At 67.1% G+C, this 22,792-nt stretch carries 25 protein-coding genes; 12 read left to right on the plus strand and 13 right to left on the minus strand.

Features of this window, described 5'->3' with window-relative positions:
• Positions 1-76 precede the first annotated feature (76 nt).
• The 5 genes from ACSFCA_RS07270 to ACSFCA_RS07290 all read right to left on the minus strand — a co-directional run bounded on the left by ACSFCA_RS07270 (position 77) and on the right by ACSFCA_RS07290 (position 3,731).
• Positions 77-754: a YceH family protein gene (locus ACSFCA_RS07270; protein ID WP_435459381.1), complete on the minus strand. Its 678-nt coding sequence runs from the start codon at positions 752-754 to the stop codon at positions 77-79.
• Between the two features lie 47 nt (positions 755-801).
• Entirely contained in the window at positions 802-1,503 is a 702-nt protein-coding gene (locus ACSFCA_RS07275) for a phosphodiester glycosidase family protein (protein ID WP_435459380.1), read from the minus strand.
• A 28-nt stretch (positions 1,504-1,531) separates the two neighbouring features.
• Positions 1,532-2,566 carry an isocitrate/isopropylmalate dehydrogenase family protein gene (locus ACSFCA_RS07280; protein WP_435459379.1) on the minus strand — a complete coding sequence of 345 codons (1,035 nt, stop codon included), beginning with the start codon at positions 2,564-2,566 and terminating at the stop codon, positions 1,532-1,534.
• 74 nt (positions 2,567-2,640) lie between these two features.
• On the minus strand, positions 2,641-3,063 hold the full coding sequence (locus tag ACSFCA_RS07285; protein ID WP_093077415.1) for a hypothetical protein: 423 nt from the start codon (positions 3,061-3,063) through the stop codon (positions 2,641-2,643).
• A gap of 32 nt (positions 3,064-3,095) precedes the next feature.
• On the minus strand, positions 3,096-3,731 hold the full coding sequence (locus tag ACSFCA_RS07290; RefSeq protein ID WP_435459378.1) for an LbetaH domain-containing protein: 636 nt from the start codon (positions 3,729-3,731) through the stop codon (positions 3,096-3,098).
• Between the two features lie 102 nt (positions 3,732-3,833).
• Between ACSFCA_RS07290 and metG the strand changes: the two genes are divergently transcribed.
• Together metG and ACSFCA_RS07300 are read left to right on the plus strand one after the other, a co-directional pair.
• A complete protein-coding gene (gene metG, locus ACSFCA_RS07295) occupies positions 3,834-5,924 on the plus strand; it encodes a methionine--tRNA ligase (protein ID WP_435459377.1) in 2,091 nt (696 codons plus the stop codon).
• Positions 5,925-5,960: 36 nt separating this feature from the next.
• Complete coding sequence (locus tag ACSFCA_RS07300) at positions 5,961-6,164, plus strand: hypothetical protein (RefSeq protein WP_258353276.1); 204 nt, start codon at positions 5,961-5,963, stop codon at positions 6,162-6,164.
• Positions 6,165-6,184: 20 nt separating this feature from the next.
• Here ACSFCA_RS07300 and ACSFCA_RS07305 read toward each other — a convergent pair whose 3' ends face one another.
• Entirely contained in the window at positions 6,185-7,900 is a 1,716-nt protein-coding gene (locus ACSFCA_RS07305; protein WP_435459376.1) for an enoyl-CoA hydratase-related protein, read from the minus strand.
• A 160-nt stretch (positions 7,901-8,060) separates the two neighbouring features.
• On the opposite strand from ACSFCA_RS07305, the gene ACSFCA_RS07310 reads away from it, so the two are divergent.
• A complete protein-coding gene (locus ACSFCA_RS07310) occupies positions 8,061-9,740 on the plus strand; it encodes a SulP family inorganic anion transporter (RefSeq protein ID WP_435459375.1) in 1,680 nt (559 codons plus the stop codon).
• Positions 9,741-9,752: 12 nt separating this feature from the next.
• On the opposite strand, the gene ACSFCA_RS07315 is transcribed toward ACSFCA_RS07310, so the two are convergent.
• Positions 9,753-10,229, minus strand: a complete 477-nt coding sequence (locus ACSFCA_RS07315) for an outer membrane protein assembly factor BamE (protein ID WP_093178701.1) — start codon at positions 10,227-10,229, stop codon at positions 9,753-9,755.
• A gap of 69 nt (positions 10,230-10,298) precedes the next feature.
• On the opposite strand from ACSFCA_RS07315, the gene ACSFCA_RS07320 reads away from it, so the two are divergent.
• From ACSFCA_RS07320 to ACSFCA_RS07350, 7 genes are all read left to right on the plus strand, one after another.
• Complete coding sequence (locus tag ACSFCA_RS07320; protein WP_258353272.1) at positions 10,299-10,505, plus strand: DUF3460 family protein; 207 nt, start codon at positions 10,299-10,301, stop codon at positions 10,503-10,505.
• A 75-nt stretch (positions 10,506-10,580) separates the two neighbouring features.
• A complete protein-coding gene (locus ACSFCA_RS07325; protein WP_093058037.1) occupies positions 10,581-11,417 on the plus strand; it encodes a segregation and condensation protein A in 837 nt (278 codons plus the stop codon).
• 33 nt (positions 11,418-11,450) lie between these two features.
• Positions 11,451-13,025 carry an L-aspartate oxidase gene (gene nadB / locus ACSFCA_RS07330; protein ID WP_435459435.1) on the plus strand — a complete coding sequence of 525 codons (1,575 nt, stop codon included), beginning with the start codon at positions 11,451-11,453 and terminating at the stop codon, positions 13,023-13,025.
• Positions 13,026-13,093: 68 nt separating this feature from the next.
• The gene (panB, locus tag ACSFCA_RS07335) at positions 13,094-13,990 is read left to right on the plus strand and encodes a 3-methyl-2-oxobutanoate hydroxymethyltransferase (RefSeq protein WP_435459374.1); all 897 of its coding nucleotides are present in this window, start codon (positions 13,094-13,096) and stop codon (positions 13,988-13,990) included.
• Between the two features lie 15 nt (positions 13,991-14,005).
• Positions 14,006-14,845, plus strand: a complete 840-nt coding sequence (gene panC, locus ACSFCA_RS07340; protein ID WP_435459373.1) for a pantoate--beta-alanine ligase — start codon at positions 14,006-14,008, stop codon at positions 14,843-14,845.
• The gene (queE, locus tag ACSFCA_RS07345; protein ID WP_435459372.1) at positions 14,842-15,480 is read left to right on the plus strand and encodes a 7-carboxy-7-deazaguanine synthase; all 639 of its coding nucleotides are present in this window, start codon (positions 14,842-14,844) and stop codon (positions 15,478-15,480) included. Before panC ends, queE begins: the two co-directional genes overlap by 4 nt.
• A 38-nt stretch (positions 15,481-15,518) precedes the next feature.
• Positions 15,519-15,881 (plus strand): 6-pyruvoyl trahydropterin synthase family protein, encoded by a 363-nt coding sequence (locus ACSFCA_RS07350; RefSeq protein ID WP_435459371.1) that lies wholly within the window; start codon positions 15,519-15,521, stop codon positions 15,879-15,881.
• Between the two features lie 127 nt (positions 15,882-16,008).
• On the opposite strand, the gene nadA is transcribed toward ACSFCA_RS07350, so the two are convergent.
• The 6 genes from nadA to ACSFCA_RS07380 all read right to left on the minus strand — a co-directional run bounded on the left by nadA (position 16,009) and on the right by ACSFCA_RS07380 (position 20,371).
• Entirely contained in the window at positions 16,009-17,127 is a 1,119-nt protein-coding gene (nadA, locus tag ACSFCA_RS07355; RefSeq protein ID WP_258353267.1) for a quinolinate synthase NadA, read from the minus strand.
• 7 nt (positions 17,128-17,134) lie between these two features.
• Entirely contained in the window at positions 17,135-18,013 is an 879-nt protein-coding gene (gene nadC / locus ACSFCA_RS07360) for a carboxylating nicotinate-nucleotide diphosphorylase (protein WP_435459370.1), read from the minus strand.
• Positions 18,014-18,038: 25 nt separating this feature from the next.
• On the minus strand, positions 18,039-19,079 hold the full coding sequence (locus tag ACSFCA_RS07365) for an NAD(P)H-dependent glycerol-3-phosphate dehydrogenase (protein ID WP_435459369.1): 1,041 nt from the start codon (positions 19,077-19,079) through the stop codon (positions 18,039-18,041).
• A 34-nt stretch (positions 19,080-19,113) separates the two neighbouring features.
• Positions 19,114-19,578 carry a protein-export chaperone SecB gene (gene secB / locus ACSFCA_RS07370; protein ID WP_435459368.1) on the minus strand — a complete coding sequence of 155 codons (465 nt, stop codon included), beginning with the start codon at positions 19,576-19,578 and terminating at the stop codon, positions 19,114-19,116.
• Positions 19,579-19,705: 127 nt separating this feature from the next.
• Complete coding sequence (grxC, locus tag ACSFCA_RS07375) at positions 19,706-19,966, minus strand: glutaredoxin 3 (RefSeq protein ID WP_258353264.1); 261 nt, start codon at positions 19,964-19,966, stop codon at positions 19,706-19,708.
• 21 nt (positions 19,967-19,987) lie between these two features.
• Entirely contained in the window at positions 19,988-20,371 is a 384-nt protein-coding gene (locus ACSFCA_RS07380; protein ID WP_371127403.1) for a rhodanese-like domain-containing protein, read from the minus strand.
• A gap of 105 nt (positions 20,372-20,476) precedes the next feature.
• Between ACSFCA_RS07380 and gpmA the strand changes: the two genes are divergently transcribed.
• Positions 20,477-21,220 carry a 2,3-diphosphoglycerate-dependent phosphoglycerate mutase gene (gene gpmA / locus ACSFCA_RS07385; RefSeq protein WP_093058049.1) on the plus strand — a complete coding sequence of 248 codons (744 nt, stop codon included), beginning with the start codon at positions 20,477-20,479 and terminating at the stop codon, positions 21,218-21,220.
• A 124-nt stretch (positions 21,221-21,344) separates the two neighbouring features.
• Positions 21,345-22,787 (plus strand): S41 family peptidase, encoded by a 1,443-nt coding sequence (locus ACSFCA_RS07390; protein WP_258355242.1) that lies wholly within the window; start codon positions 21,345-21,347, stop codon positions 22,785-22,787.
• The last annotated feature ends 5 nt before the right edge of the window (positions 22,788-22,792 follow it).

Below are 22,792 nucleotides of genomic sequence, written 5' to 3' on the forward strand. Positions count from 1 at the left end.
CATTGATGTGTGCAATGGGGGCCGAAGTTAGACACCGAATGTGCGGGCCGCGTGAAGCCCGCGTGAAGTGGTGCGATCAACCCTCTTCGGAAATTCCCAGCTCCGAACACACCCGTCCCAGCAACGCCTTCAACGACGCCACTTCGGCTTCTAGCCGCACCACATTGGCCTTCAGCGCCGCGACCTCGCCCAGCGACACGTCGTGCGCGGCATAAGGCACATCGGACGGCCCAGCCACCTCTTCCGCCGGCGCACCGCTCAGCAGATGCGCCCAGCGGCTCTCTCGCGCGCCGGGCAAACGCGCCAGCTTCACCACCAGCGCCCCCGCCTGCCGTTCCGCAAGTTCATTCAGAAAACCTTCGACCGACGAGATGTCGGCGAAGTTGTGCATGCGGTCGCAGGCGATGCGCAGTTCGCCCGCCGTCTGCGGCCCGCGCAGCATCAGCACGGTGAGCAGAATGACCGACTGCGACGGGATGCGCAGCACGCGATCGATGTTGTGCTCGTAGCGAAAGGCGCGCCCGCCGCTGGTTTCGGCGACGAGGCTATAGCCCTTCAGGCTGTCGATGGCGGCCTGCACCTGCGACTCGGCAAGCTCGAGCACGGGGTTGCGGCTGGTCTTCTGGTTGCAGCCCGACACCAGTGAATTGAGCGTGAGCGGGTAGCTGTCGGGCACGGTGCGCTGCTTTTCGGCCAGCACGCCGAGGACACGGGTTTCGAGAAGGGACAGGACGGGCAGCGGTGTGGTGGACATGGCTCGGGGATCGATGATGAAACGCAGAAGGCAGGCAGACGCCGCACTCAGGGCGACGCGACGCCAAGGATAGGCCCCAGTTCCCGCACGAAGTCGCTTCTGTGCAGCGCCGTCGAATGCAGTGCCGAGACCGTGCCGTCGAGGTACAGCGCGTCACGGCAGTGGAGCACATCGCGGAAGTAGAGCGCGAACTCGTAGAAATTCACCGGCGTCTCGCTGATGACGAAGATCGCCGTGTGACCGATCACGCCGACGCCGTTGCGGATCTTGCGCGAATCGGAATGGGGAATGAAGGCAGGGTGCACGACGCCGCGGCGCAGCAGCAGCGGGCCCGACTGCGTCGCCAGGCGCACGCCCTGCGCCAGCGCCGGGTATTCCGACGACTCGACCACGCGCGGCCCCGTGTCCGACACGAGAAATACACCGTTGGGCTTGAGGAAGAAATTGCCGGCACCGTCGGCCAGGTTGAGCGGTGCCTCTTCGCGGCCATTGCGCACCAGCAGGCCAACCGGGGAAAAGTCCTCGTGGTACATGCCGGCGTTCACCGCGAAGCCCAACTGCCGGTGGCGCTCCTTCAGCCAGGCATCGAGCCGGTCGAAGCGCTTGAACGGCACGCCCGCGTCGTCGCGCAGGAACAGTTCGAGCCGCTCGGTGCGCAGATCGACCTTCACCACGGTGAAGCGCGGGTCGGCCGCCGCGAAGCCTGCGAACAGCAGAGCCCCCAGGAGCAGCAGAAGCCTTCTTCTCATGCAGCGCCCGCGAGCCCCGCTGTCGTGCTCAACCGCCGTTGATGCGGCTGACCAGCGCCTTCGTGAACGCCGCCGTGCCTGCCGTGCCGCCGAGGTCGCCCGTGCGCACCTTGTCGATGTTCAGCGTCTCGTCGATGGCCGTGCGCAGGCGCGTGGCCAACTCGGGCAGCTTCACATGGTCGAGCATCAGCGCGGCCGCCAGCAGCAGTGCGGTGGGGTTGGCGATGCCCTTGCCGGCGATGTCGGGCGCGGAGCCGTGCACCGCCTCGAAGATCGCGGCGTCGGCGCCGATGTTGGCGCCGGGCGCCATGCCAAGGCCGCCGACCAGGCCGGCCACGAGGTCGGACAGGATGTCGCCGAACAGGTTGGTGGTGACCAGCATGTCGAACTGCCAGGGGTTGAGCACCAGCTTCATCGCGCAGGCGTCGATGATGACCGTGTCGAGCTCGAACTTGCCCTTGTACTTCTTCTCGTAGAGGTCCAGGCCGGTTTCCAGGAAGATGCCCGTGAGCGCCTTCATGATGTTGGCCTTGTGCACGATCGTGACCTTCTTGCGGCCCGTGGCCACTGCCGTCTCGAAGGCGTATTCGAGCAGGCGGCGGCTGCCCTGGCGGGTGTTGATGCCGGTGGCCATGGCCACGGCGTGCGGGTCGCCGTCGATGGGCACGTAGTGCTCGTGGCCGATGTAGAGGCCCTCGAGGTTCTCGCGCACGACCACAAGGTCGATCTTGTCGAAGCGGCCGCCGGGAATGATGGTGCGCGCGGGGCGCAGGTTGGCGTACAGCTGGAATTCCTCGCGCAGCCGCACGTTCGACGAGCGGTAGCCGCCGCCCGAAGGCGTCTCCAGCGGGCCTTTCAGGGCCAGGCGGGTGCGGCGGATGCTCTCCAGCGTGGCCTGCGGCAGCGGATCGCCCGATGCTTTGACGCCGCCCAGGCCGGCGATCTGCGTGTCCCAGGTGAAGGGCGCCTTCAGCGCATCGAGCGCGGCGAGCGTGGCGTCGACAATTTCGGGGCCGATGCCGTCGCCAGGGATCAGGGTTGCGGGAATGGAGGGGGTGGTCATCGGCTGCGTCTCGCTTTCTGTATCGGGGGCTGGAGCATACGTCGCGTGCGAGACAGTGCCGAGTGCCCCCACGCTCAAGGCACCTTCTGCTTGAGGTGTTTGTGGTACGCGAAGGTGCCGATGACGCCCTGTACGTAGAAATAGAGGAAGAGCAGCGAAGTGAACACGTTGCCACCGCTGATACCGCCGATGCGCATCATCAGGAACTTGGAATAGATGAAGTAGAGCAGCATCAGTACCGCGCAAACACGGCTCTTCCTGTAAATCCCGAAGGACAGCCCCAGGATCACCGCGACGTCCAGCAGTTGCGCGAGACCGAAGCCGAGCAGGCTCGTCCCCGAAACCGCGATCAGAACGAAGATGAGCGTCACCGCCGCCGAAACCAGGCCGGCGCCCCAGGCAAGACGGATCTTCTTGCGTATGGCATCTGGCACTTGCGGCGCGACGACAGGCATCAGCACTTCCGCTGTCGGTGGGGCAAAGCGATCGTCAGACATAGTCTTCTTCCTCCCTGTTTGTCGCCTCGACTTTATCGGCCGGGCAATTCCTCGTCCACCAGCGTCATGCGGTCCACGACGCGGCCCGGCACAAGCAGAGCACCGGGCGCGATCACCGCATTGGCTCCGATGCGCGCCCCATCGCCGACGAGCGCACCGAACTTCTCGCAGCCCGTACCCTGCAGCGAGCCGCCCTCACCGCTTCTCACAAAGATTTCCTTGCCGGCCCGCTCGTTGCGGTGGTTGCAGATGATGCTGCCGGCTTCCATGTTGACGCCCGCGCCCAGCACCGAGTCGCCGACGAAGTTGAAGTGCGCGAGCGCCGTGCCCGCGAAGACGAAGGACGATTTCAGCTCCACGCCCGGCCCGATGGTGCAGCGGGCATCGACCCAGTTGCCGCCCCGCAGGTAGGCGCCGGCGGCCACGAAACAGTCCGCCCCGAGGATCAGCGGGCCCTTGAGCACCGCGCCCGGCTCGACCCGGGCGCTGCGGTGAACGGCCACTTCGCCCTCGACGGCATAGTCGCCGGCGGGCAGCCCGGCCAGCAACCGGCGCACGATTTCAGGGGCGCGCGGCGGCAGTTCCCAGGGCAGCGAGGCAGCCCATGGCGCCAGGGGTGATTTGGTGAATCCGGCGATGTAGGCGGCGAGTTCGATGGCATGCGTCATGGGGTCGATGCTGCCATCGAACACCTCCCGGGACGCCGCCACCTAAAATGCCCGGTTCCCGTCAGTCAGTCCAGTCAGCCACTCCCGAAAGCGCCCTTCCCGATGTCCGCCCCGCGCAAGCTCTTCGTCACCACCGCCCTGCCGTATGCCAACGGCAAGTTCCATATCGGCCACATGATGGAGTACATCCAGGCCGACATCTGGGTGCGGAACCAGCGAATGAATGGCGCCGAGGTCAACTTCGTCTGCGCCGACGACGCGCACGGCGCGGCCATCACCATCGCGGCCGACAAGGCCGGCGTGACGCCGCAGGCCTTCGTGGCCGAGATCGCGGCGGGCCGCAAGCCGTATCTCGACGGCTACTACATCTCCTTCGACAACTGGCACTCGACCGACGCGCCCGAGAACCACCAGCTCGCGCAGGACATCTACCGCGACCTGCGCGCCAACGGCTTGATTGCCACCAAGAGCGTCGAGCAGTTCTACGACCCCGCAAAGGGCATGTTCCTGGCCGACCGCTTCATCAAGGGCGAGTGCCCAAACTGCCATTCGAAGGACCAGTACGGCGACAACTGCGAGGTGTGCGGCGCCGTGTACGCGCCCACCGAGCTGATCAACCCCTACTCGGCCCTGTCGGGTGCCAAGCCCGAGCTGCGCAGCTCCGAGCACTTCTTCTTCAAGCTCTCGGACCCGCGCTGCGAGGCCTACCTGAAGGAATGGACCGCCGCCGCGGGCCACGTGCAGCCCGAGGTGCAGAACAAGATCCGCGAATGGCTCTACAAGGACGACGAAGGCAAGGGCGGCCTCGGCGACTGGGACATCAGCCGCGATGCGCCCTACTTCGGCATCGAGATTCCCGATGCGCCGGGCAAGTACTTCTACGTGTGGCTCGACGCGCCCGTGGGCTACCTGGCCTCGCTGAAGAACCTGCTCGACAAGCGCTGCATCGAACTCGGCGGCGACGGCATCTCGTACACCGAATACATGGCCGACCCCGACCTGGAGCAGGTGCACTTCATCGGCAAGGACATCATCACCTTCCACACGCTGTTCTGGCCCGCGATGCTGCACTTCAGCGGCCGCAAGGCGCCCGACGCGGTATATGTGCACGGCCACCTCACGGTGAGCGGCGAGAAGATGAGCAAGAGCCGCGGCACCGGCATCGACCCGCTCAAGTACCTGTCGATCGGGCTCGACCCCGAATGGCTGCGCTACTACATCGCCGCCAAGCTCAACGGCCGCAACGAGGACATCGACTTCAACCCCGAAGACTTCGTCGCGCGCGTCAACAGCGACCTCGTGGGCAAGTACATCAACATCGCGAGCCGCGCCGCGGGCTTCATCGGCAAGCGCTTCGACGGCAAGCTGGGCGAGGTGTCGGCCGACGGCGACGCGCTGCTGTTCGCGCTGCGCGATGCGGCCTCGCAGCTGCACACGCTGTACGACGGCCGCGACTACGCCCGCGCGCTGCGCGAGGTGATGGCACTGGCCGACAAGGTGAACGAGTACGTCGACCAGAACAAGCCCTGGGAGCTGGCCAAGAAGGAAGGCGCCGAGGCGCGGCTGCACGACGTGTGCACCGTGTGCATCGAGGCCTTCCGCCTGCTCACGCTGTACCTGAAGCCGGTGCTGCCGGCGCTGGCCGTGAACGTCGAGGCCTTCCTGAAGATCTCGCCGCTGGTCTGGACGGACGCCGCGCAGTCGCTGCCCGCAGGCCACGCCATCGGCGAGTACAAGCACCTGATGCAGCGTGCCGACGCCAAGCTGGTCGACAAGCTGTTCGACGCGCCCGAGCCCGCACCGGCCGCCGCCGTGGCAGAAGAATCGCTGCCGGGCGGTGAAGCCATCGCGCCCACCATCACCATCGACGACTTCGCGAAGATCGACCTGCGCATCGCGAAGATCGTGGCCTGCGAGAAGGTCGAAGGCTCGACCAAGCTGCTGCGCCTGACGCTCGACGCCGGTGAAGGAAAAACCCGCAACGTGTTCAGCGGCATCGCCTCGGCCTACCAGCCCGAACAGCTCGTGGGCAAGCTCACGGTGCTGGTCGCGAACCTTGCGCCGCGCAAGATGAAGTTCGGCGTCAGCGAAGGCATGGTGCTGGCTGCGAGCCATGGCGACGAAAAGACCAACCCGGGCATCCACGTGCTCGAACCCTGGCCGGGCGCAACGCCGGGCATGCGGGTTCGCTGACCGGCACGACAGAACACGAGAAGCAAGGACCACCTCATGACCACGCTGTATCGCGCCCTTCTGCTGCTGTCGCTCTCGGCCCTGCTGAGCGGATGCGCTGTGGTGTCGGTGGCGAGCACTGCCGTGAGCGTGGGCGCCGGCGCTGTCGGGCTGGCGGCCGACGCGGCCATCGGCACCGCGCGCATCACCGGCAAGGCCGTGGGCGCGGCGGCCGATGCGGTGATTCCCGACAGCCAGTAAGCAAGCAGGCAAGTAGGAACTCAGTCCGCCAGGCCCAGCCGGGCCACATGCGGCGGCGTGTGCGACGCCTTCTCCTTGCGCACGAACGCGGACCTCAGACCCGCGTGCGGCTCGCGGGCGTCGAAGAAATTGCGGCGCATGTGGGTCAGCTCTTCGTCCCGGTAGCGCTGCAGCGGCTTCACCGATTCGTCCTGTTCGCGCATCGCCTTCTTCCGCGCGATGCGCTCGGCCAGGTCCGGCGAGGCGGCAAGCTGCGCGGCGAGCCGGAGCACTTCATCGCCCAGTTCCTCCGGCGCGGCCTGCAACACACTCTCTGCCATGCCAAGTTCGACCGCGCGCTTCGCGCTCACCGGCAGCGTCGAATGCGTGAGCCGCAGCGCCTCGCTCTCGCCCACGCGACGCGGCAGGATGTAGGTCCAGTACTCGGAGCCGTAGAGGCCCATCAGCTTGTAGTGCGGGTTGAGCACAGCGCCGTCGCGGCACCACACTTCGTCGGCCGCCAGCGCGAGCATCACGCCGCCGGCCGCGGCGTTGCCGCCGAGTGCCGACACGGTGAGGCGGTCGGTGGTGGTGAGCACCGCCTCGACAAGGTCGTTCATCGCGTGGATGTTGGCCCACGACTCCTCGGCAGGGTCGTCGGCCCCCTCGATCACGTTCAGGTGGATGCCGTTCGAGAAAAAGTCGCGCAGGCCGCCGAGCACCAGCACCGAGGTCGGACGGGTGCAGGCGAAGCGGTAGGCCTCCAGCAGCCGGCGGCACTGCGCGGTGCTCATCGCACCGCCTGGAAATGAGAAGTTCAGCACGCCGACCGCGCCATGCTCGCTGTAGCGGATGTCGGACCAGGTGCGGCGTCCGGCCGGCAACTGCAGTGGCGCCGGCACCTCCGGCACTTCGAAGGGCAGCAGCTCGCCGAGCGCCTGCACGGCCGGCAGCTTGTAGCTGGGCAGCCGTGAGCCGGGCTCGCGCCAGGGCCGCAGTTGCGCGATCCACACCGCGCCGTCGACAGTGGCTCGGCAGATGGCACCGGCGCGGGTGGCGATCAGTTCGCCGGGCTTGTTGCCGCGCAGTTCGTCTTCGGGATGGCCGCCGTGCAGGTACCACTGCACGCCCAGCAGTTCATCGAGCACGCCGGGCTGCGAATCGGCCGCGCGCAACTGGCGCAACACAAACTCGGTCGTGTCGGTCGCCCAGTCGATGCGGCGCTGCGCCTGCTTCATGAAAGGCCGCCAGCCGGCGGCCAGGGCGGCGGCCTTCTGCTTGCGGGGCTTGTGCTTGCCCGATGCGAAGCGTTCCACCGCGAGCAGCACCGCGTCGAGCGCGGCGTCGGCCACCTCGCCGCGGTAGAGGTCGCTCTTGCCGGCCAGCGGCGGCACCTTCAGCGGCGACCACGCCCAGACATCGCCCGCATCCATCTCGGCCACGGCCTCGAGCACGGTGACGCCCCAGCTTTCGACGCCGCCCTGCAGCGTCCAGTCGAGCGACGAGGGCCCCCGGTCGCCCGGCGGGCCGGGATGCACGATCAGGCAGGTGTGGGCGCTCCAGATGTCCTGGGGAATGGCGCTGGTCAGCATCGGCGCCACGATGAGCTGGGGCGAATGCAGCTGCACGGCTTCGCGCAGGGCCTCGTCATTGCCGAGGGCCAGCTCCACCCCGACGGTGTGGCCGCGGTCCTGGAGTTCGGCGAGAACCCGTTGCGTCAGGCTGTTGAACGCGCTTGCGACAAGCAGGATGTGCATCGGACGGGCCTCGGTAATTTCGGTGACGAAATGTCAATGAATGTCAAAAATGTATCGGGATCCTTTGTTCCGGATAAGTTGAGCGAAAGTTCGCATCGGCATGACTCACCGCTTGTGCGGCCTGCTGCACGGCTGGGGGGCAGTCCACAATGAACGACTCATGCATTCCCCGCTGAATCTCACCCGCTTCCGCCCACGCCTGATGGACGCGCTCGCGGGGTACGACCGCGAGCGCTTCTTCAAGGACCTGGGCGCGGGCGCCACGGTCGGCATCGTGGCGCTGCCGCTGGCCATGGCCTTTGCCATCGCCTCGGGGCTCAAGCCCGAGGCGGGCATCTGGACGGCGATCATCGCGGGCTTCCTGATCTCGCTGCTGGGCGGCTCGGCGGTGCAGATCGGCGGGCCGGCGGGAGCGTTCATCGTGATCGTCTACGGCATCGTCGAGCGCTACGGGGTGGCCAACCTGCTGATTGCCACCGCCTGCGCGGGCGTGCTGCTGTTCATGGCGGGGCTGTTCGGGCTGGGGCGGCTGGTGCGCTTCGTGCCGCTGTCGATCGTGGTGGGCTTCACCAACGGCATCGCGGTGCTGATCCTGCTGTCGCAGCTCAAAGACCTGCTCGGGCTGACTGTGGCGAAGATGCCGGCCGACGTGTTCTCGCAGCTGCACGCGATGGCGCTGCAGATCGGCACTTTCAATCCCTACGCCTTCGGGCTCGGCATCGCCTGCGTGGCAGGGCTGCTGCTGTGGCCGCTGCTGCTGCGCAGCGACTCGAAGGTGGGCACCGCGGTGCTGCGCGTTGCTGGCCGCGTGGCGCGCACGCGTGCCGTGCAGGTGGGCGCGCGCATGCCGGGGCCCATCGTGGCGCTGGTCACGCTCACGCTGGTGTCATGGGGCTTCGAGCTGCCGGTGGAAACCATCGGCACGCGCTTCGGCGGCATTCCTGAAGGCGTGCCGGCTTTTGCGCTGCCCGATTTCTCGTGGGAGACGGTGAAGCAGCTCGTGACGCCGACGCTGACCATCGCGCTGCTCGGCGCCATCGAGTCGCTGCTGTGCGCGCGCGTATCCGACCAGCTCAGCGGCCAGCCGCGCCACGACCCCAACCAGGAGCTGATGGCACAAGGCATCGCGAACATCGTCACACCCTTCTTCGGCGGCATGCCGGCTACCGGCACCATCGCGCGCACGGTCACCAACATTCGTTCGGGCGGCACCTCGCCGATCGCGGGCATCGTGCATGCGATCACGCTGCTGGCGGTGGTGCTGCTGGCTGCGCCGCTGGCGCGCCACGTGCCGCTGGCCGTGCTGGCGGGCATCCTGGTGTTCGTGGGCCTGAACATGGGCGAATGGCGCGAGTTCACGCCCACGCAGCTGCGGCATTTCAGCCGGCACTACCGGCTGCTGATGCTGGGCACATTCTTCCTCACGGTGGTGTTCGACCTGACGGTGGCGGTGCAGGTGGGCATCGTGCTGGCCTGCGCCCTCTTCATCCGGCGCATGAGCGGACTGTTCAGCGTCGAGCTGGTCACGCTGCAGCCGCCGGTGCTCACCTACCGGCTCTACGGCGCGCTGTTCTTCGGCGCGGCGGCCAAGCTCGACGAGGCGGTGAACGCCGCGGAGCGCGCGCCGCGCGGCATGACGCTGGTGCTGGACGCCACGCACCTCATTTACCTCGACGCCACCGGTGTCGATGCGCTGCGGCAATTGCACCGGGCGGTGCTGGCGCGCGACGGGTTGTTGCGCATCGAGTCGCTGCAGCCGCAGCCGCTCGAGGTGCTGGTGCGTTCGGGCTTTGCCGAGGAATTGACGACGGGCCAGCCCGGCGCGTCGCACGGCGCGTAGCCTCTAGGGAAGCTACGGCGCTTCGGTGCCCCGGTCAGGCGAGGAGCCGCTGCGCACCACGCGCTGGTCGTCGTTCAGCGTGGCGGTGAAGACCATGGCCGAGTTCGGCGGTTGCACCCAGCGCCATTCCCATTCGGTCTCGCGCTTGAGCGCATAGGGCGTGACCTTGGCGGGCTTGCCCAGCATCTTGCGCAGGTCTTCCATCATCATGCCGGGCTGCACTTTGGCGAAGTTCTCGGGCGTGAGCACCTGGCGTAGCGCGCTCATCTTGCCGTCGGCACCGATGGTGATCATGTAGTTCTTCTGGCCCGCCGGCTGGCGGTTGTACTCGAACACCCGGCCACCGCCGGGTGCGTCCCAGACGTTCTCGGGCTGGCCGAAACGGGCGCGTACGTCGGCCTCTGTGGACACGCCTTCTTCAAGCTCGGAGATGTTCTTCGAGTCGCATCCCACGAGAGCCATCACCGCCGCCAGAAACCCTGTTGCCATGCCGATCTGCCATCCTCGCCGTTGCTTCATGCCGTCCCCGGTAAAATTCGCGTCATAAAGGTCCAGTCTATGTCCATCTTCCGCCGCCCCCACTACACCTCCGAGATCACGAACTTCATCGAGGAGATGAAGGAAAAGAAGCCAACGCTGGAAGCCGAGCAGCGCGCCGGCCGCGCCCTCCTCTGGGACAAGCACCTCGACCGCAGCCTGCTCGAGGAATACAGCGAAGCCCGCATTCCGATGCAGCCGTACGTCTACCAGACCCAGGCCAAGTAATTCCCCGATGCCGATTTGGCAGCACGCGCCCGTCTGCATTGCGCTGGTCGCTATTGAAACGATAGCAACAGCCCGATGAAGAGCGACGAGGACAACGGCACGCTGGTGGTCGACATGCCCGACGTGGTCGACCAGGTCGCGCTCGCGAGGCTCTATGGCGAGCCGCTGTTCGCGATGCCGAAGGACCTGTACATCCCGCCCGAGGCGCTGCAGGTGTTCCTGGAGGCCTTCGAAGGCCCGCTGGACTTGCTGCTCTACCTGATCCGCAAGCAGAACTTCAACATCCTCGACATCCCGATGGCGGGGCTCACGCGGCAGTACCTGAGCTACGTCGACGAGATTCGCCAGACCAACCTCGAACTCGCGGCCGAGTACCTGCTGATGGCCGCGATGCTGATCGAGATCAAGTCGCGCATGCTGCTGCCGCCCAAGAAGGTGGCCGACGGCGAAGAGGCTGAAGACCCGCGCGCCGAGCTCGTGCGCCGGCTGCTCGAATACGAGCAGACCAAGCTGCAGGCCGCCGCCCTCAGCGCCACGCCCACGTACGGACGCGACTTCTGGAAGGCGCAGGTCTACATCGAGCAGTCGCTGAAGCCGCGCTTTCCCGACGTGGACGTGGTCGAGCTGCGCGACGCGTGGGCCGACATCATGAAGCGCGCCAAGCTCGTGCAGCACCACAAGATCTCCCGTGAAGAGCTCAACGTGCGCGAGCACATGAGCATCGTGCTGCGCCACCTGCAGGGACAGCGCTTCGTCGAGTTCGAGAAGCTGTTCGACGTGTCGCGCGGAACGCCCGTGCTGATCGTCACCTTCATCGCGATGCTGGAGCTCGCGAAGGAGACGCTGATCGAAATCACGCAGGCGGAAGCCTTCGCCCCTATCTACGTCAGATTGGCTTATTCGCCAGCCTGACCCAACCGGTCCCCATCCCCAGTGACTTCCGTCGTGCGCGACTTCGACGTTCTCATCGTCGGCAGCGGCCTGGCCGGCCTCTCGGCCGCGCTGCACCTGGCGCCCACGCACCGCGTGGCCGTGCTGACCAAACGCGCGCTGAACGACGGCTCCAGCGCCTGGGCGCAAGGCGGCATTGCGGCCGTGCTGGCGGCGGGCGACAGCTTCGACGCACACGTGGAAGACACGCTGGTGGCCGGCGCCGGCCTGTGCGACCCCGAGGCTACGCGCTTCGTGGTCGAGCATGCGCCCGAAGCCATCGGCTGGCTGCGCGAGCTGGGCGTGCCCTTCTCGGAAGAAGATGGCGGACTGCACCTGACGCGCGAAGGCGGCCACAGCCAGCGCCGCATCGTGCACGTGACCGACGCCACCGGCGCGGCCGTGCAGCAGGTGCTGATCGAACGGGTGCGGCGCACGCCGAACATCACGCTGTTCGAGCACCACACGCTGGTCGACCTGATCACCGGGCCCAAGATCGGGCTCGATGACCCGGCCTGCCTGGGCCTCTACGCGCTCGACGACAAGACCGACGAGGTGCTGGCCTTCCGCGCGCCGCACACCATCCTGGCCACCGGCGGCGCGGGCAAGGTGTACCTGTACACAACCAACCCCGACACCGCCACCGGCGACGGCATTGCCGCCGCGTGGCGCGCGGGCTGCCGGGTGTCGAACATGGAGTTCATCCAGTTCCACCCGACCTGCCTGTATCACCCACATGCAAAGTCCTTCCTGATCAGCGAGGCGGTGCGCGGCGAAGGCGGGGTGCTCAAGCTGCCCGACGGCACGCGCTTCATGCCGAAGCACGACGAGCGCGCAGAACTCGCGCCGCGCGACGTGGTGGCCCGTGCGATCGACTTCGAGATGAAGAAGCACGGCCTCGACTGCGTGCACCTCGACATTTCGCACCAGCCGGCCGCGTTCCTGAAGGAACACTTCCCCAACATCCTGGCGCGCTGCCTGGAGCTGGGCATCGACATCACGCGCGAGCCCATCCCCGTGGTGCCGGCCGCGCACTACACCTGTGGCGGCGTGCTCAGCGACCTGAACGGGCGCACCGACATCCCGGGCCTCTACGCCATCGGCGAGACCGCCTGCACCGGCCTGCACGGCGCCAACCGGCTCGCCAGCAACTCGCTGGTCGAGTGCATGGTGTTCGCGCGCGCGGCTGCCGGCGCTATCGCCGCCGCGCCGGCACGCGAGCGCGCCGAGCTGCCCGCCTGGGACGACAGCCGCGTCACCGACGCCGACGAAGCCGTGGTCATCTCGCACAACTGGGACGAGCTGCGCCGCTTCATGTGGGACTACGTCGGTATCGTGCGCACCAACAAGCGCCTGGAGCGCGCGAGCCACCGCATCGCGCTGCTGCAGGCCGAGATCCAGGAGTTCTATGCGAACTTCCACGTCACGCGCGACCTGCTCGAACTGCGCAACCTGGTGCAGGTGGCCGAGCTGATCGTTCGTTCCGCGCAGGCCCGCCACGAGAGCCGCGGCCTGCATTTCAGCCGCGACTATCCTTCGCTCGCCGAGCCCACCGCACCCACGGTGCTGGTGCCGCCGGACGACCGATAGCCCTACCCGCTTCGTTTTCTTCACTCAAGGATGCCCGGCCACCGACGCCCGCAGGGAGAAACCCAACCATGTCGAACACCACGCCCCCAATCACCGACACGCCGCCCGCTTCGCCCTACGGCACGCTGCCGCCGGCTTCCCCTCTTGCCTCGCGCAAGCCCGTGAGCTTGCCGCGCCTGGCCGACATGCATGCGCGCGGCGAGAAGATCGCCATGCTCACGGCCTACGACGCCACCTTCGCGGCGATGGCCGACGCCGCGGGCATCGACTGCCTGCTGGTCGGCGATTCGCTCGGCATGGTCTGCCAGGGCCTGAACAGCACGGTGGGCGTGAGCCTGGACACCATGCGCTATCACACCGACAGCGTCTCGCGCGGCCTGCGCCGCGTGCAAGGCACGACCTGGCTGATTGCCGACCTGCCCTTCGGCAGCTACCAGGAATCGCGCGAACAGGCGCTGCGTAGCGCCACGGTGCTGATGCAGGCCGGCGCGCACATGGTCGAGCTCGAGGGCGGCGGCTGGACCACCGAGACCGTGCGCTTCCTGGTCGAGCGCGGCATCCCGGTGTGCGCCCACCTCGGCTTGACGCCGCAGACGGTGCATGCACTGGGCGGCTACCGCGTGCAGGGCAAGGGCGACGCCGCCGGTGCGCTGCTGAAGCAGCAGGCCCACGCGCTGCAGGACGCAGGCGCCGCCATGCTGGTGCTCGAGATGGTGCCGGCCGCGCTGGCCGCCGAGCTCACGGCCGAGCTGAAGCACTGCGCCACCATCGGCATCGGCGCCGGCAAAGCCACCGCCGGGCAGGTGCTGGTGTTGCACGACATGCTTGGCATCAACCTCGGGAAGATGCCGAAGTTCGTGCGCAACTTCATGGCCGACGCGCCGGGCGTGCTGCCCGCCCTCAAGGCCTACGTGCAGGCCGTCAAGGACGGCAGCTTCCCCGACGACCGACTTCACGCCTGGTAAGGAAGGAAACCTCTCATGTACATCGCACACACCATCGCCGAACTTCGCGACCACCTGGCCGCCTTCAAGCGCCCCGCCTTCGTCCCCACCATGGGCAACCTGCACGACGGCCACCTGGCCCTGGTGAAGCAGGCCAAGCCGCTGGGCGACGTGACGGTGGCGAGCATCTTCGTCAACCGCCTGCAGTTTCTGCCGCACGAAGACTTCGACACCTACCCGCGCACCTGGGACAGTGACTGCGAGAAGCTGCGCGCAGCCGGCTGCGACGTGCTGTTCGCGCCGGACGAGAAGGCGCTCTACCCCGAGCCGCAGACGTGCAAGGTGCACCCTGACCCGGCGCTGGCCGACATCCTCGAAGGGCACTTCCGCCCCGGCTTCTTCATCGGCGTGTGCACGGTGGTGATGAAGCTCTTCCAGTGCGTGCAGCCGCGCGTGGCGGTGTTCGGCAAGAAGGACTACCAGCAGCTGATGATGATCCGGCACATGGTGCGGCAGTTTGCGCTGCCCATCGAGATCGTGGGCAGCGAGACTTTCCGCGCCGACGACGGCCTCGCGCTGTCGTCGCGCAACGGCTACCTGAGCGAGAGCGAACGCGCCGAGGCGGTGCAGCTGTCGAAGGCGCTGAAGGCGATGGCCGAGGCGGTGCGCTCGGGCGATCGCGACCTGGCCGCGATCGAAGCGCGGGCCATGCAGACGCTGACCGAGCGCGGCTGGCAGCCGGACTATCTCGTGCTGCGCCGCCGCTCCGACCTGCAGGCACCGGCCGCCGGCGACACGCTGGTGGCGCTGGCCGCCGCGCGATTGGGCACCACGCGGCTGATCGACAACCTCGAGATCGACACACCAGCCTCATGACTTACAGCGTCAAGGAAATCTTCTACACCCTGCAAGGCGAAGGCGGCCAGGCGGGCATGCCAGCCGTGTTCTGCCGCTTTGCGGGCTGCAACCTCTGGACGGGCCGCGAGGAAGACCGGGCCTCCGCCATCTGCCGTTTCTGCGACACCGATTTCGTGGGCACCGACGGCACGCTGGGCGGCAAATTCAAGACCGCTGACCTGCTCGCCGACACCATCGCTGCGCAATGGCCCGCCGCAGATGCCGACCATCGCCTCGTGGTGCTGACCGGCGGCGAGCCGCTGCTGCAGGTGGACGCCGCGCTGGTCGACGCGCTGCACGCGCGGCGCTTCCGCATCGCGGTCGAGAGCAACGGCACGGTCGAGGCGCCCGAAGGCATCGACTGGCTGTGCATCAGCCCCAAGGCCGGCGCGCCGTGGGTGCAGCAGCGCGGCCAGGAGCTGAAGCTGGTATGGCCACAGACCGAGTTCAACCTCGACACGATGGCGCGCACCGGCGAGTTCACGCACCGCTTCCTGCAGCCGATGGACGGGCCCGACCGGGTCGCGAACACCGAGCTTTGCATTGCCGAATGCATGAAGCAGCCGGTTTGGCGCCTGAGCGTGCAAACCCACAAGATCACCGGGATCCGCTGAGACGGCGGCCCTTTTCCTCCAGAGTTTCTTTTTTGACGATGCGATTCACCATCAGCCAACGCTTTTTCTTCGACGCCGCTCACACGCTGAAGCGCGAGATCGAAGTCGAAGGCAGCCGCCGTATCCACGGCCACACGTACCACGCGGAGGTGTGGCTCGCGGGCGAGCGCGATCCAGTGACGGGGATGGTGATCGATCTGGGGTTGCTGCGCCGGCGGCTGGAAGAGGTGCGTGAGCAGTTGGACCATCACTTGCTGGACGATGTGCCGGGGCTGCATCCGCCGACGCTGGAGAACCTGTGCGTGTTCATCGCTGATGCGCTGCCCGACCTGCAGCCATCGCTGGCGCGCGTGCGCGTGTGGCGCGAGGCGCTGGGCGACTCCTGCACTGTGGACTTCTAGGTCTTGCTCCCTCTCCCCTTGGGGAGAGGGTTGGGGTGAGGGTGAGCAGCATCAAAGGCCGCGCGATGTTGTGAGGCCCTCGCCCTCACCCTAGCCCTCTCCCGCAAGCGGGAGAGGGAACAACGCTTCAGGCGGCGCCGATGCCAGCGACCAGGCTACCCGGCGCCTGCCCGTTCTTCAGCCCGGCGGTAAACGCCAGCATCCGGTCGATCGGCACCCGCGCCCTCAACCCCAGCACCGGGTCGACGTGAATCTCGCCCGCGCCCGTTTCCAGCGCATTCGCCAGCTCGACCAGCCCGTTCATCGCCATCCATGGGCAATGCGCGCAGCTCTTGCAGGTACCGCCGTTGCCCGCCGTGGGCGCCTCGATGAAGGTCTTGCCGGGGTTCAGCGTGCGCAGCTTGTGCAGCATGCCGCTGTCGGTGGCAACGATGAATTCGCTGGCGTCCATGCGCTGCGCCGCGTTCAGGATGGCCGAGGTGGAGCCCACCGCATCCGCCAGCGCAATCACGTCAGACGGCGACTCCGGGTGCACCAGCACCTTCGCCTTCGGATGCTCCTTCATGAGCAGTTCGAGCTCCAGCGCCTTGAACTCGTCGTGCACGATGCAGGCGCCGTTCCAGCTGACCATGTCCGCGCCGGTCTGGCGCTGGATGTAGTCGCCCAGGTGGCGGTCGGGGCCCCAGAGAATCTTCTGTCCCGCCGCGTGCAGCGCGTTCACCACGTCGAGCGCGCAGCTGGAGGTGACCAGCCAGTCGGCGCGTGCCTTCACGGCCGCGCTGGTGTTGGCGTAGACGACCACGGTGCGGTCGGGGTGCTGGTCGCAGAAGGCGCTGAACTGTTCGACCGGGCAGCCCAGGTCGAGTGAGCAGTTCGCGTCGAGGTCGGGCATCAGCACGCGCTTTTCGGGCGAGAGGATCTTCGAGGTCTCGCCCATGAAGCGAACGCCCGACACCACCAGCGTCTGCGCGGCGTGGTCGCGGCCGAAGCGCGCCATTTCGAGCGAATCGCTCACGATGCCGCCGGTTTCCTCGGCAAGGTCCTGCAGGTCAGGGTGCACGTAGAAGTGCGACACCATCACCGCGTTGCGCTCGCGCAGCAGGCGGCGAATGCGCTCCTTCAGCGCGATGCGCTCGTCGGGCGAAGGCTCGACCGGCACTCGGGCCCAGGCGTGGCGCGTGTCGCAGACTGCGCCGGCCTTTGCGGCAGGCTGCTCGTAGTCGACGTCGATGACCGGAGACGACATGGGCGGATCAGCCTTCCTGGAAACGCATCGAGTAGTCGATGGCTTTGACATCCTTGGTCAATGCGCCGACCGAGATGCGGTCTACACCGGTTTCGGCCAGGGCACGCAGACCGTCCAGTGTGACGCCACCGGATATCTCCAGCACGGCCTTGCGGTCTTCGCCGGCTTCGTCGTTGATGCGCACAGCCTCGCGCAGCGTGGGCAGGTCCATGTTGTCGAGCAGCACCATGCGCGCGCCGGCTTCCAGCGCTTCGCGCAGCTGGGCCAAGGTTTCGACCTCGACCTCGACGAAGGCGGCTTGCGAGGCCACCGGCGCCACTGCGCGCAGGGCCGCAGCCACGCCACCGGCTGCGGCGATGTGGTTTTCCTTGATGAGCACGGCGTCGTAGAGGCCAATGCGGTGGTTCAGGCCACCGCCGGTGCGCACCGCGTACTTCTGCGCCAGCCGCAGGCCCGGAATGGTCTTGCGGGTGTCGACGATGCGGGCGCGCGTGCCGCGCACGGCGTCGGCGTAGAGGGCGGTCTTGGTGGCGACCGCGCTCAGCAACTGCAGGAAATTGAGCGAGGTGCGCTCGGCCGTCAGCAGCGCGCGGGCGGCGCCTTCGATTTCGAGCACGGGCTGGTCGGTCGCGCAGCGTTCGCCTTCGGCACAAAGCCAGTGGATGCGCACTTGCGAATCGAGCTGCCGCAAAGTGGCCTCGACCCAGGGTGCGCCGCACACGACGGCGGATTCGCGCGCCAGTACGCGGGCTCGGGCGGTGCGGGCGGGGTCGACCAGCGACGCGGTGAGGTCGCCGTCGGCGACGTCTTCCTGCAATGCGCGGGTGGCATCGGACAGGGCCAGCGCGGCCACGGCCGACGCTGAAAAATCAAAGCGAAGGCTCATGGCTCTTTGTCTCTGCGTTTTTTTATCAAGAGGAATGGCGAGGGGAAGCCGCGGCGCCGGGCGGCACGGATTCCGGCACCGGGTCACGGCCGGTCAGGGCGGCCACCGCATCTTGCGGGCTCACGCGGCCGTCGAGCAAGGCGACCACGCCTTCGGCGATCGGCATCTCGATGCCGAGGCCGCGCGCGCGCTGCACCACGGTGCGGGCGCAGTACACGCCTTCGGCGACATGGCCCAGCGAATCGACAGCCTGCGCCAACGTGCGGCCCTGCGCCAGCAGCAGCCCGACCTTGCGGTTGCGCGACAGGTCGCCGGTGGAAGTCAGCACCAGGTCGCCCAGGCCCGAAAGGCCCATGAAGGTTTCGGCGCGGGCGCCCAACGCGAGGCCGAAGCGCGTCATTTCGGCGAGGCCGCGGGTGATGAGCGCCGCGCGGGCGTTGAGCCCAAGCGCGAGGCCGTCGCACAGGCCGGTGGCGATGGCCAGCACGTTCTTCACTGCGCCGCCCACCTCCACGCCCACGATGTCCTCGTTGGCGTAGACGCGCAGCGCGGGGCCGTGGAAGGCGTCGACCAGCGTGTCGCGCACGGCGGCATGCGGGCTGGCGGCCACCAGCGCGGTCGGGCGCCCTTCGGCGACCTCTTGCGCGAAGCTGGGGCCGCTGAGCACGCCCGCTCTCAAATCAGGAGCAACCTGCGCCCAGATTTCATGGGCGAGCAGGCCGACGGATGCGGGGGAAGTGTCGAGCGCGGGCTCGACGCCCTTGCACAGCCACGCCACCGCGGCAGTGGTGCCGCGCAATGCGATGAGCTGTTCGCGCAGGGCGGCCATGGGAGTGGCCACGATGACAAGGTCGGCACCGGCCTGCGCCTGGCCGATGTCGCCCGCGCGCACGGCAAGCGAGGCCGGCAGTGCCAGCCCGGGCAGGTAGCGGGTGTTTTCGCGCGCGGCCGACATGGCGTCGGCCTGGGCGGCATCGCGCGCCCAGAGCGTGACCTCGTGGCGAGCCGCCGCGTTGACAGCGACTGCCGTGCCCCAGGCACCGGCGCCATGAACGCAGATCTTCATCGGCGTTGGCGACATCGAGGGCGTTGGGCGCTGTTTACTGCGCCAGGGTCGGCGCGGACTGGCCGGCGGCCTGCGCCTGCTGCTGCTCGTACATCGCCTGGAAGTTGATTTCGGCAAGGTGCACGGGCGGGAAGCCGCCGCGCTGGATCACGTCGGCCACGTTGCCGCGCAGGTACGGGTAGACGATCTGCGGGCAGGCGATGCCAAGGATGGCGCCCATCTGCTCTTCCGGCAGGTGGCGGATTTCGAAGATGCCGGCCTGCTTGGCTTCGACCAGGAACACGGTCTTGTCGCCGATCTTGGTCTGCACGGTGGCCGACACGGTGATCTCGAAGATGCCGTCGGTCACGGGCTGGGCGTCCACGCCGAGCTGGATGTCGACGGTGGGCTGCTCCTGCTCCAGCAGGATCGCGGGCGAATTGGGTTGTTCGAGCGACAGGTCCTTGAGGTAGACGCGCTGGATCTGGAAAACGGGATCTTGGGCTTGCTGGTCGGCCATGGCTGAACTTTCGAGGATCAAAACAATGCCCGCCGGGGAGAGGTTCCCGCAGCGGGCTGCAGATGGATGAGCGGGCGATTATCGCCCGGCGACCGCGCCACTTCCGTGACGCCGGTTGCTTTGTGTTTCAGGCGCCCTGCAGGAGCGGAACGAGGCCACCGCGGCTGTCGAGTGCCATCAGGTCGTCGCAGCCGCCCACGTGGGTGTCACCGATGAAGATCTGCGGCACCGTGCGGCGCTGGGTGACTTCCATCATGGTGTTGCGGGCCTGGGGGTCGGTGTCGATGCGGATCTCTTCGATCTGCTCGACGCCCTTGGACTTCAGGATTTGCTTCGCACGCGTGCAGTAGGGGCAAACGGCGGTGGTGTACATCTTGACTGCTTGCATACGCTCTATCTCGGGGAGATTTCAGGCCTTTTCAACGGGCAGGTTAGCGTCTTTCCAGGCTTTCAGCCCGCCGGCCACGGCTTGGGCCTGCTCGTAGCCCAGCTTCTTGGCCATGGCCACGGCGCGCTGGGCGCGGGCGCCGGTGGCGCACACCAGCAGCAGCGGCACGGTCTTGTTCTTGACCGCGCCGGTGAGCTTTTCCTCGAGCTGGTTCAGGGGAATGTTCTTGGCGCCGATCATGTGGCCGGTGGCGAATTCTTCCGCCTCGCGCACGTCGACAAGCACCGCGCGCTCGCGGTTGATGAGCTGCACGGCACCCTGCGCCGTGAGCGTTCCGCCGCCCGCCCCCCGCACCAGCGGCCAGGCCAGCATGGCTCCCGAGCTGAGCGCGATCAGGATCAGCATCCAGTTCGCGGTGACGAATTCGATCAATTTCACGGGGGTTCCTTGAATGGCAAACCGGGGATTTTAGAATGCGAGGTTTCGCAAGCGCAGCCAAAGGCCTCCCACATGCACAAACTGGTATTGATCCGTCACGGCGAATCCACCTGGAATCTAGAAAACCGCTTCACCGGATGGACCGATGTCGACCTGACCGAGACCGGCGTGGAGCAGGCCAAGCAGGCCGGCCGGCTGCTCAAGGCCGAAGGCTACGACTTCGACGTTGCCTACACGAGCGTGCTCAAGCGCGCCACCCGCACCCTGTGGCACACGCTCGACGAGCTCGACCGCACCTGGCTGCCGGTGGTCCATTCCTGGCGCCTGAACGAGCGCCATTACGGCGGCCTGCAAGGCCTGAACAAGGCCGAAACCGCCAAGAAGTACGGCGACGAGCAGGTGCTGGTCTGGCGCCGCAGCTATGGCACCCCGCCCCCGCCCCTGGAAGCCGATGACCCGCGCAGCGAGCGCAGCGACGTGCGATACGCCAAGCTGGCGCCTGAACAGATTCCGCTGACCGAGTGCCTGAAAGACACGGTGGCGCGCGTGCTGCCCTTCTGGAACGAGTCGATGGCGCCTGCCATCCGCACCGGGCGCCGCCTGGTCGTGGCGGCCCACGGCAATTCGATCCGGGCGCTGGTGAAGTACCTCGACGGCATCTCCGACGACGCCATCGTCGGCCTGAACATCCCGAACGGCATTCCGCTGGTCTACGAGCTCGACGATGACCTCAAGCCCCTGCGCCACTACTATCTAGGCGATGCCGCAGCCGCCGAAAAGGCAGCCGCAGCGGTGGCATCGCAAGGTAAGGGCTGAAAAGACGGTAAAGACCGCCCTGAATGCCCCTGCCCGGCGCTCCATCCGTGGAACCCCGGCAAACAAATTGCTTCCAAGCTGTGTATATTGATTCGACAGCCGCCGACAAGGACAACCACTCATGATGGGCCAGAAACTGAAGATCACCGGCTGGGTCGCCGCCGGCGCCGTAGCAGGCGTCCTGACCACCGTCTCGTTGCAGACAGTCGCACGCGGTTCGCTTGCGCCACTGCCGCTCGAGGAATTGCAGCAACTCGCTGCCGTCTTCGGCATGGTCAAGAGCGACTACGTCGAGCCGGTCGACGAGAAAAAGCTCATCTCCGACGCCATTTCGGGCATGGTTGCCGGGCTCGACCCGCATTCCCAGTACTTCGACAAGAAGTCCTTCAAGGAATTCAGGGAAGGCACCACCGGCCGTTTCGTCGGCGTGGGCATCGAGATTTCGCAGGAAGACGGCCTCATCAAGGTCGTCTCGCCCATCGAAGGCTCCCCGGCTTTCCGCGCCGGCCTGAAGCCCAATGACCTGATCACCAAGATCGACGACACCGCCGTGCGCGGCCTGTCGCTGAACGAGGCGGTCAAGCGCATGCGCGGCGAAGCCAACACCAAGGTGCTGCTGACCATCTTCCGCAAGGACGAGAGCCGAACCTTCCCGGTCACGATCACGCGCGAAGAGATCCGCACGCAGTCGGTCCGCGGCAAGATGATGGAGCCCGGCTACGGCTGGATCCGCCTGTCGCAGTTCCAGGAACGCACCGTCGACGACTTCGTCAAGAAGATCGACGACCTGTACAAGGAAGACCCGAACCTCAAGGGCCTGGTGCTCGACCTGCGCAACGACCCGGGCGGTCTGCTCGACGCGGCTGTGGCAGTGTCGTCGGCCTTCCTGCCCGAGAACGTCACGGTAGTCACCACCGACGGCCAGCTGGCCGAAAGCAAGTCGGTCTACAAGGCGGCGCCGGAGTTCTACCAGCGCCGTTCGGGCAGCGACCCGCTACGCAGCCTGCCGGCCGCGCTCAAGAGCGTGCCGCTGGTGGTACTGGTGAACGAAGGCTCGGCCTCGGCCAGCGAAATCGTCGCCGGTGCTCTGCAAGACCACAAGCGCGCGACCATCATGGGCAGCCAGACCTTCGGCAAGGGCTCGGTGCAGACAGTGCGCCCGCTCGGCCCGGATACCGGCCTGAAGATCACCACGGCGCGTTACTACACGCCGAGCGGCACCTCGATCCAGGCCAAGGGCATCGTGCCCAACGTGCTGATCGACGAAAGTGCCGAAGGCAGCCCGTTTGCCGCCCTGCGCATGCGCGAGGCCGACCTCGAAAAGCACTTGGCCAGCGGTCAGGGCCCCGAAGTCAAGGATCCGGAACGCGAAAAGGCCCGCGACGAAGCCCGCAAGCGCCTCGAGGAAGAAGCCAAGAAGCCGCCGCAGGACCGCAAGGTGCCCGAGTTCGGCACCGACAAGGACTTCCCGCTGGTGCAGGCGCTCAATCGCCTGAAGGGCCAGCCGGTGCTGGTCAGCAAGACGCAGGTCATCGTCGACAACAAGGAAGAGAAGAAAGAGAACTGAGAGCC

This window comes from Variovorax multivorans, from assembly GCF_051216835.1.
GTDB lineage: Bacteria > Pseudomonadota > Gammaproteobacteria > Burkholderiales > Burkholderiaceae_C > Variovorax.

What these genes read in the sequence shown, in the direction of transcription:
- secB (WP_435459368.1), bottom strand. Translation starts at nt 19,578, where the DNA reads ATGGCCGACCAGCAAGCCCAAGATCCCGTTTTCCAGATCCAGCGCGTC.
- panB (WP_435459374.1), top strand. Translation starts at nt 13,094, where the DNA reads ATGTCGAACACCACGCCCCCAATCACCGACACGCCGCCCGCTTCGCCC.
- ACSFCA_RS07380 (WP_371127403.1), bottom strand. Translation starts at nt 20,371, where the DNA reads ATGCTGATCCTGATCGCGCTCAGCTCGGGAGCCATGCTGGCCTGGCCG.
- ACSFCA_RS07365 (WP_435459369.1), bottom strand. Translation starts at nt 19,079, where the DNA reads ATGAAGATCTGCGTTCATGGCGCCGGTGCCTGGGGCACGGCAGTCGCT.
- ACSFCA_RS07305 (WP_435459376.1), bottom strand. Translation starts at nt 7,900, where the DNA reads ATGCACATCCTGCTTGTCGCAAGCGCGTTCAACAGCCTGACGCAACGG.
- ACSFCA_RS07315 (WP_093178701.1), bottom strand. Translation starts at nt 10,229, where the DNA reads ATGGCAACAGGGTTTCTGGCGGCGGTGATGGCTCTCGTGGGATGCGAC.
- ACSFCA_RS07280 (WP_435459379.1), bottom strand. Translation starts at nt 2,566, where the DNA reads ATGACCACCCCCTCCATTCCCGCAACCCTGATCCCTGGCGACGGCATC.
- ACSFCA_RS07285 (WP_093077415.1), bottom strand. Translation starts at nt 3,063, where the DNA reads ATGTCTGACGATCGCTTTGCCCCACCGACAGCGGAAGTGCTGATGCCT.
- gpmA (WP_093058049.1), top strand. Translation starts at nt 20,477, where the DNA reads ATGCACAAACTGGTATTGATCCGTCACGGCGAATCCACCTGGAATCTA.
- metG (WP_435459377.1), top strand. Translation starts at nt 3,834, where the DNA reads ATGTCCGCCCCGCGCAAGCTCTTCGTCACCACCGCCCTGCCGTATGCC.
- ACSFCA_RS07275 (WP_435459380.1), bottom strand. Translation starts at nt 1,503, where the DNA reads ATGAGAAGAAGGCTTCTGCTGCTCCTGGGGGCTCTGCTGTTCGCAGGC.
- ACSFCA_RS07320 (WP_258353272.1), top strand. Translation starts at nt 10,299, where the DNA reads ATGTCCATCTTCCGCCGCCCCCACTACACCTCCGAGATCACGAACTTC.
- ACSFCA_RS07350 (WP_435459371.1), top strand. Translation starts at nt 15,519, where the DNA reads ATGCGATTCACCATCAGCCAACGCTTTTTCTTCGACGCCGCTCACACG.
- panC (WP_435459373.1), top strand. Translation starts at nt 14,006, where the DNA reads ATGTACATCGCACACACCATCGCCGAACTTCGCGACCACCTGGCCGCC.
- grxC (WP_258353264.1), bottom strand. Translation starts at nt 19,966, where the DNA reads ATGCAAGCAGTCAAGATGTACACCACCGCCGTTTGCCCCTACTGCACG.
- ACSFCA_RS07310 (WP_435459375.1), top strand. Translation starts at nt 8,061, where the DNA reads ATGCATTCCCCGCTGAATCTCACCCGCTTCCGCCCACGCCTGATGGAC.
- nadC (WP_435459370.1), bottom strand. Translation starts at nt 18,013, where the DNA reads ATGAGCCTTCGCTTTGATTTTTCAGCGTCGGCCGTGGCCGCGCTGGCC.
- nadA (WP_258353267.1), bottom strand. Translation starts at nt 17,127, where the DNA reads ATGTCGTCTCCGGTCATCGACGTCGACTACGAGCAGCCTGCCGCAAAG.
- ACSFCA_RS07290 (WP_435459378.1), bottom strand. Translation starts at nt 3,731, where the DNA reads ATGACGCATGCCATCGAACTCGCCGCCTACATCGCCGGATTCACCAAA.
- queE (WP_435459372.1), top strand. Translation starts at nt 14,842, where the DNA reads ATGACTTACAGCGTCAAGGAAATCTTCTACACCCTGCAAGGCGAAGGC.
- ACSFCA_RS07325 (WP_093058037.1), top strand. Translation starts at nt 10,581, where the DNA reads ATGAAGAGCGACGAGGACAACGGCACGCTGGTGGTCGACATGCCCGAC.
- ACSFCA_RS07270 (WP_435459381.1), bottom strand. Translation starts at nt 754, where the DNA reads ATGTCCACCACACCGCTGCCCGTCCTGTCCCTTCTCGAAACCCGTGTC.
- ACSFCA_RS07300 (WP_258353276.1), top strand. Translation starts at nt 5,961, where the DNA reads ATGACCACGCTGTATCGCGCCCTTCTGCTGCTGTCGCTCTCGGCCCTG.
- ACSFCA_RS07390 (WP_258355242.1), top strand. Translation starts at nt 21,345, where the DNA reads ATGGGCCAGAAACTGAAGATCACCGGCTGGGTCGCCGCCGGCGCCGTA.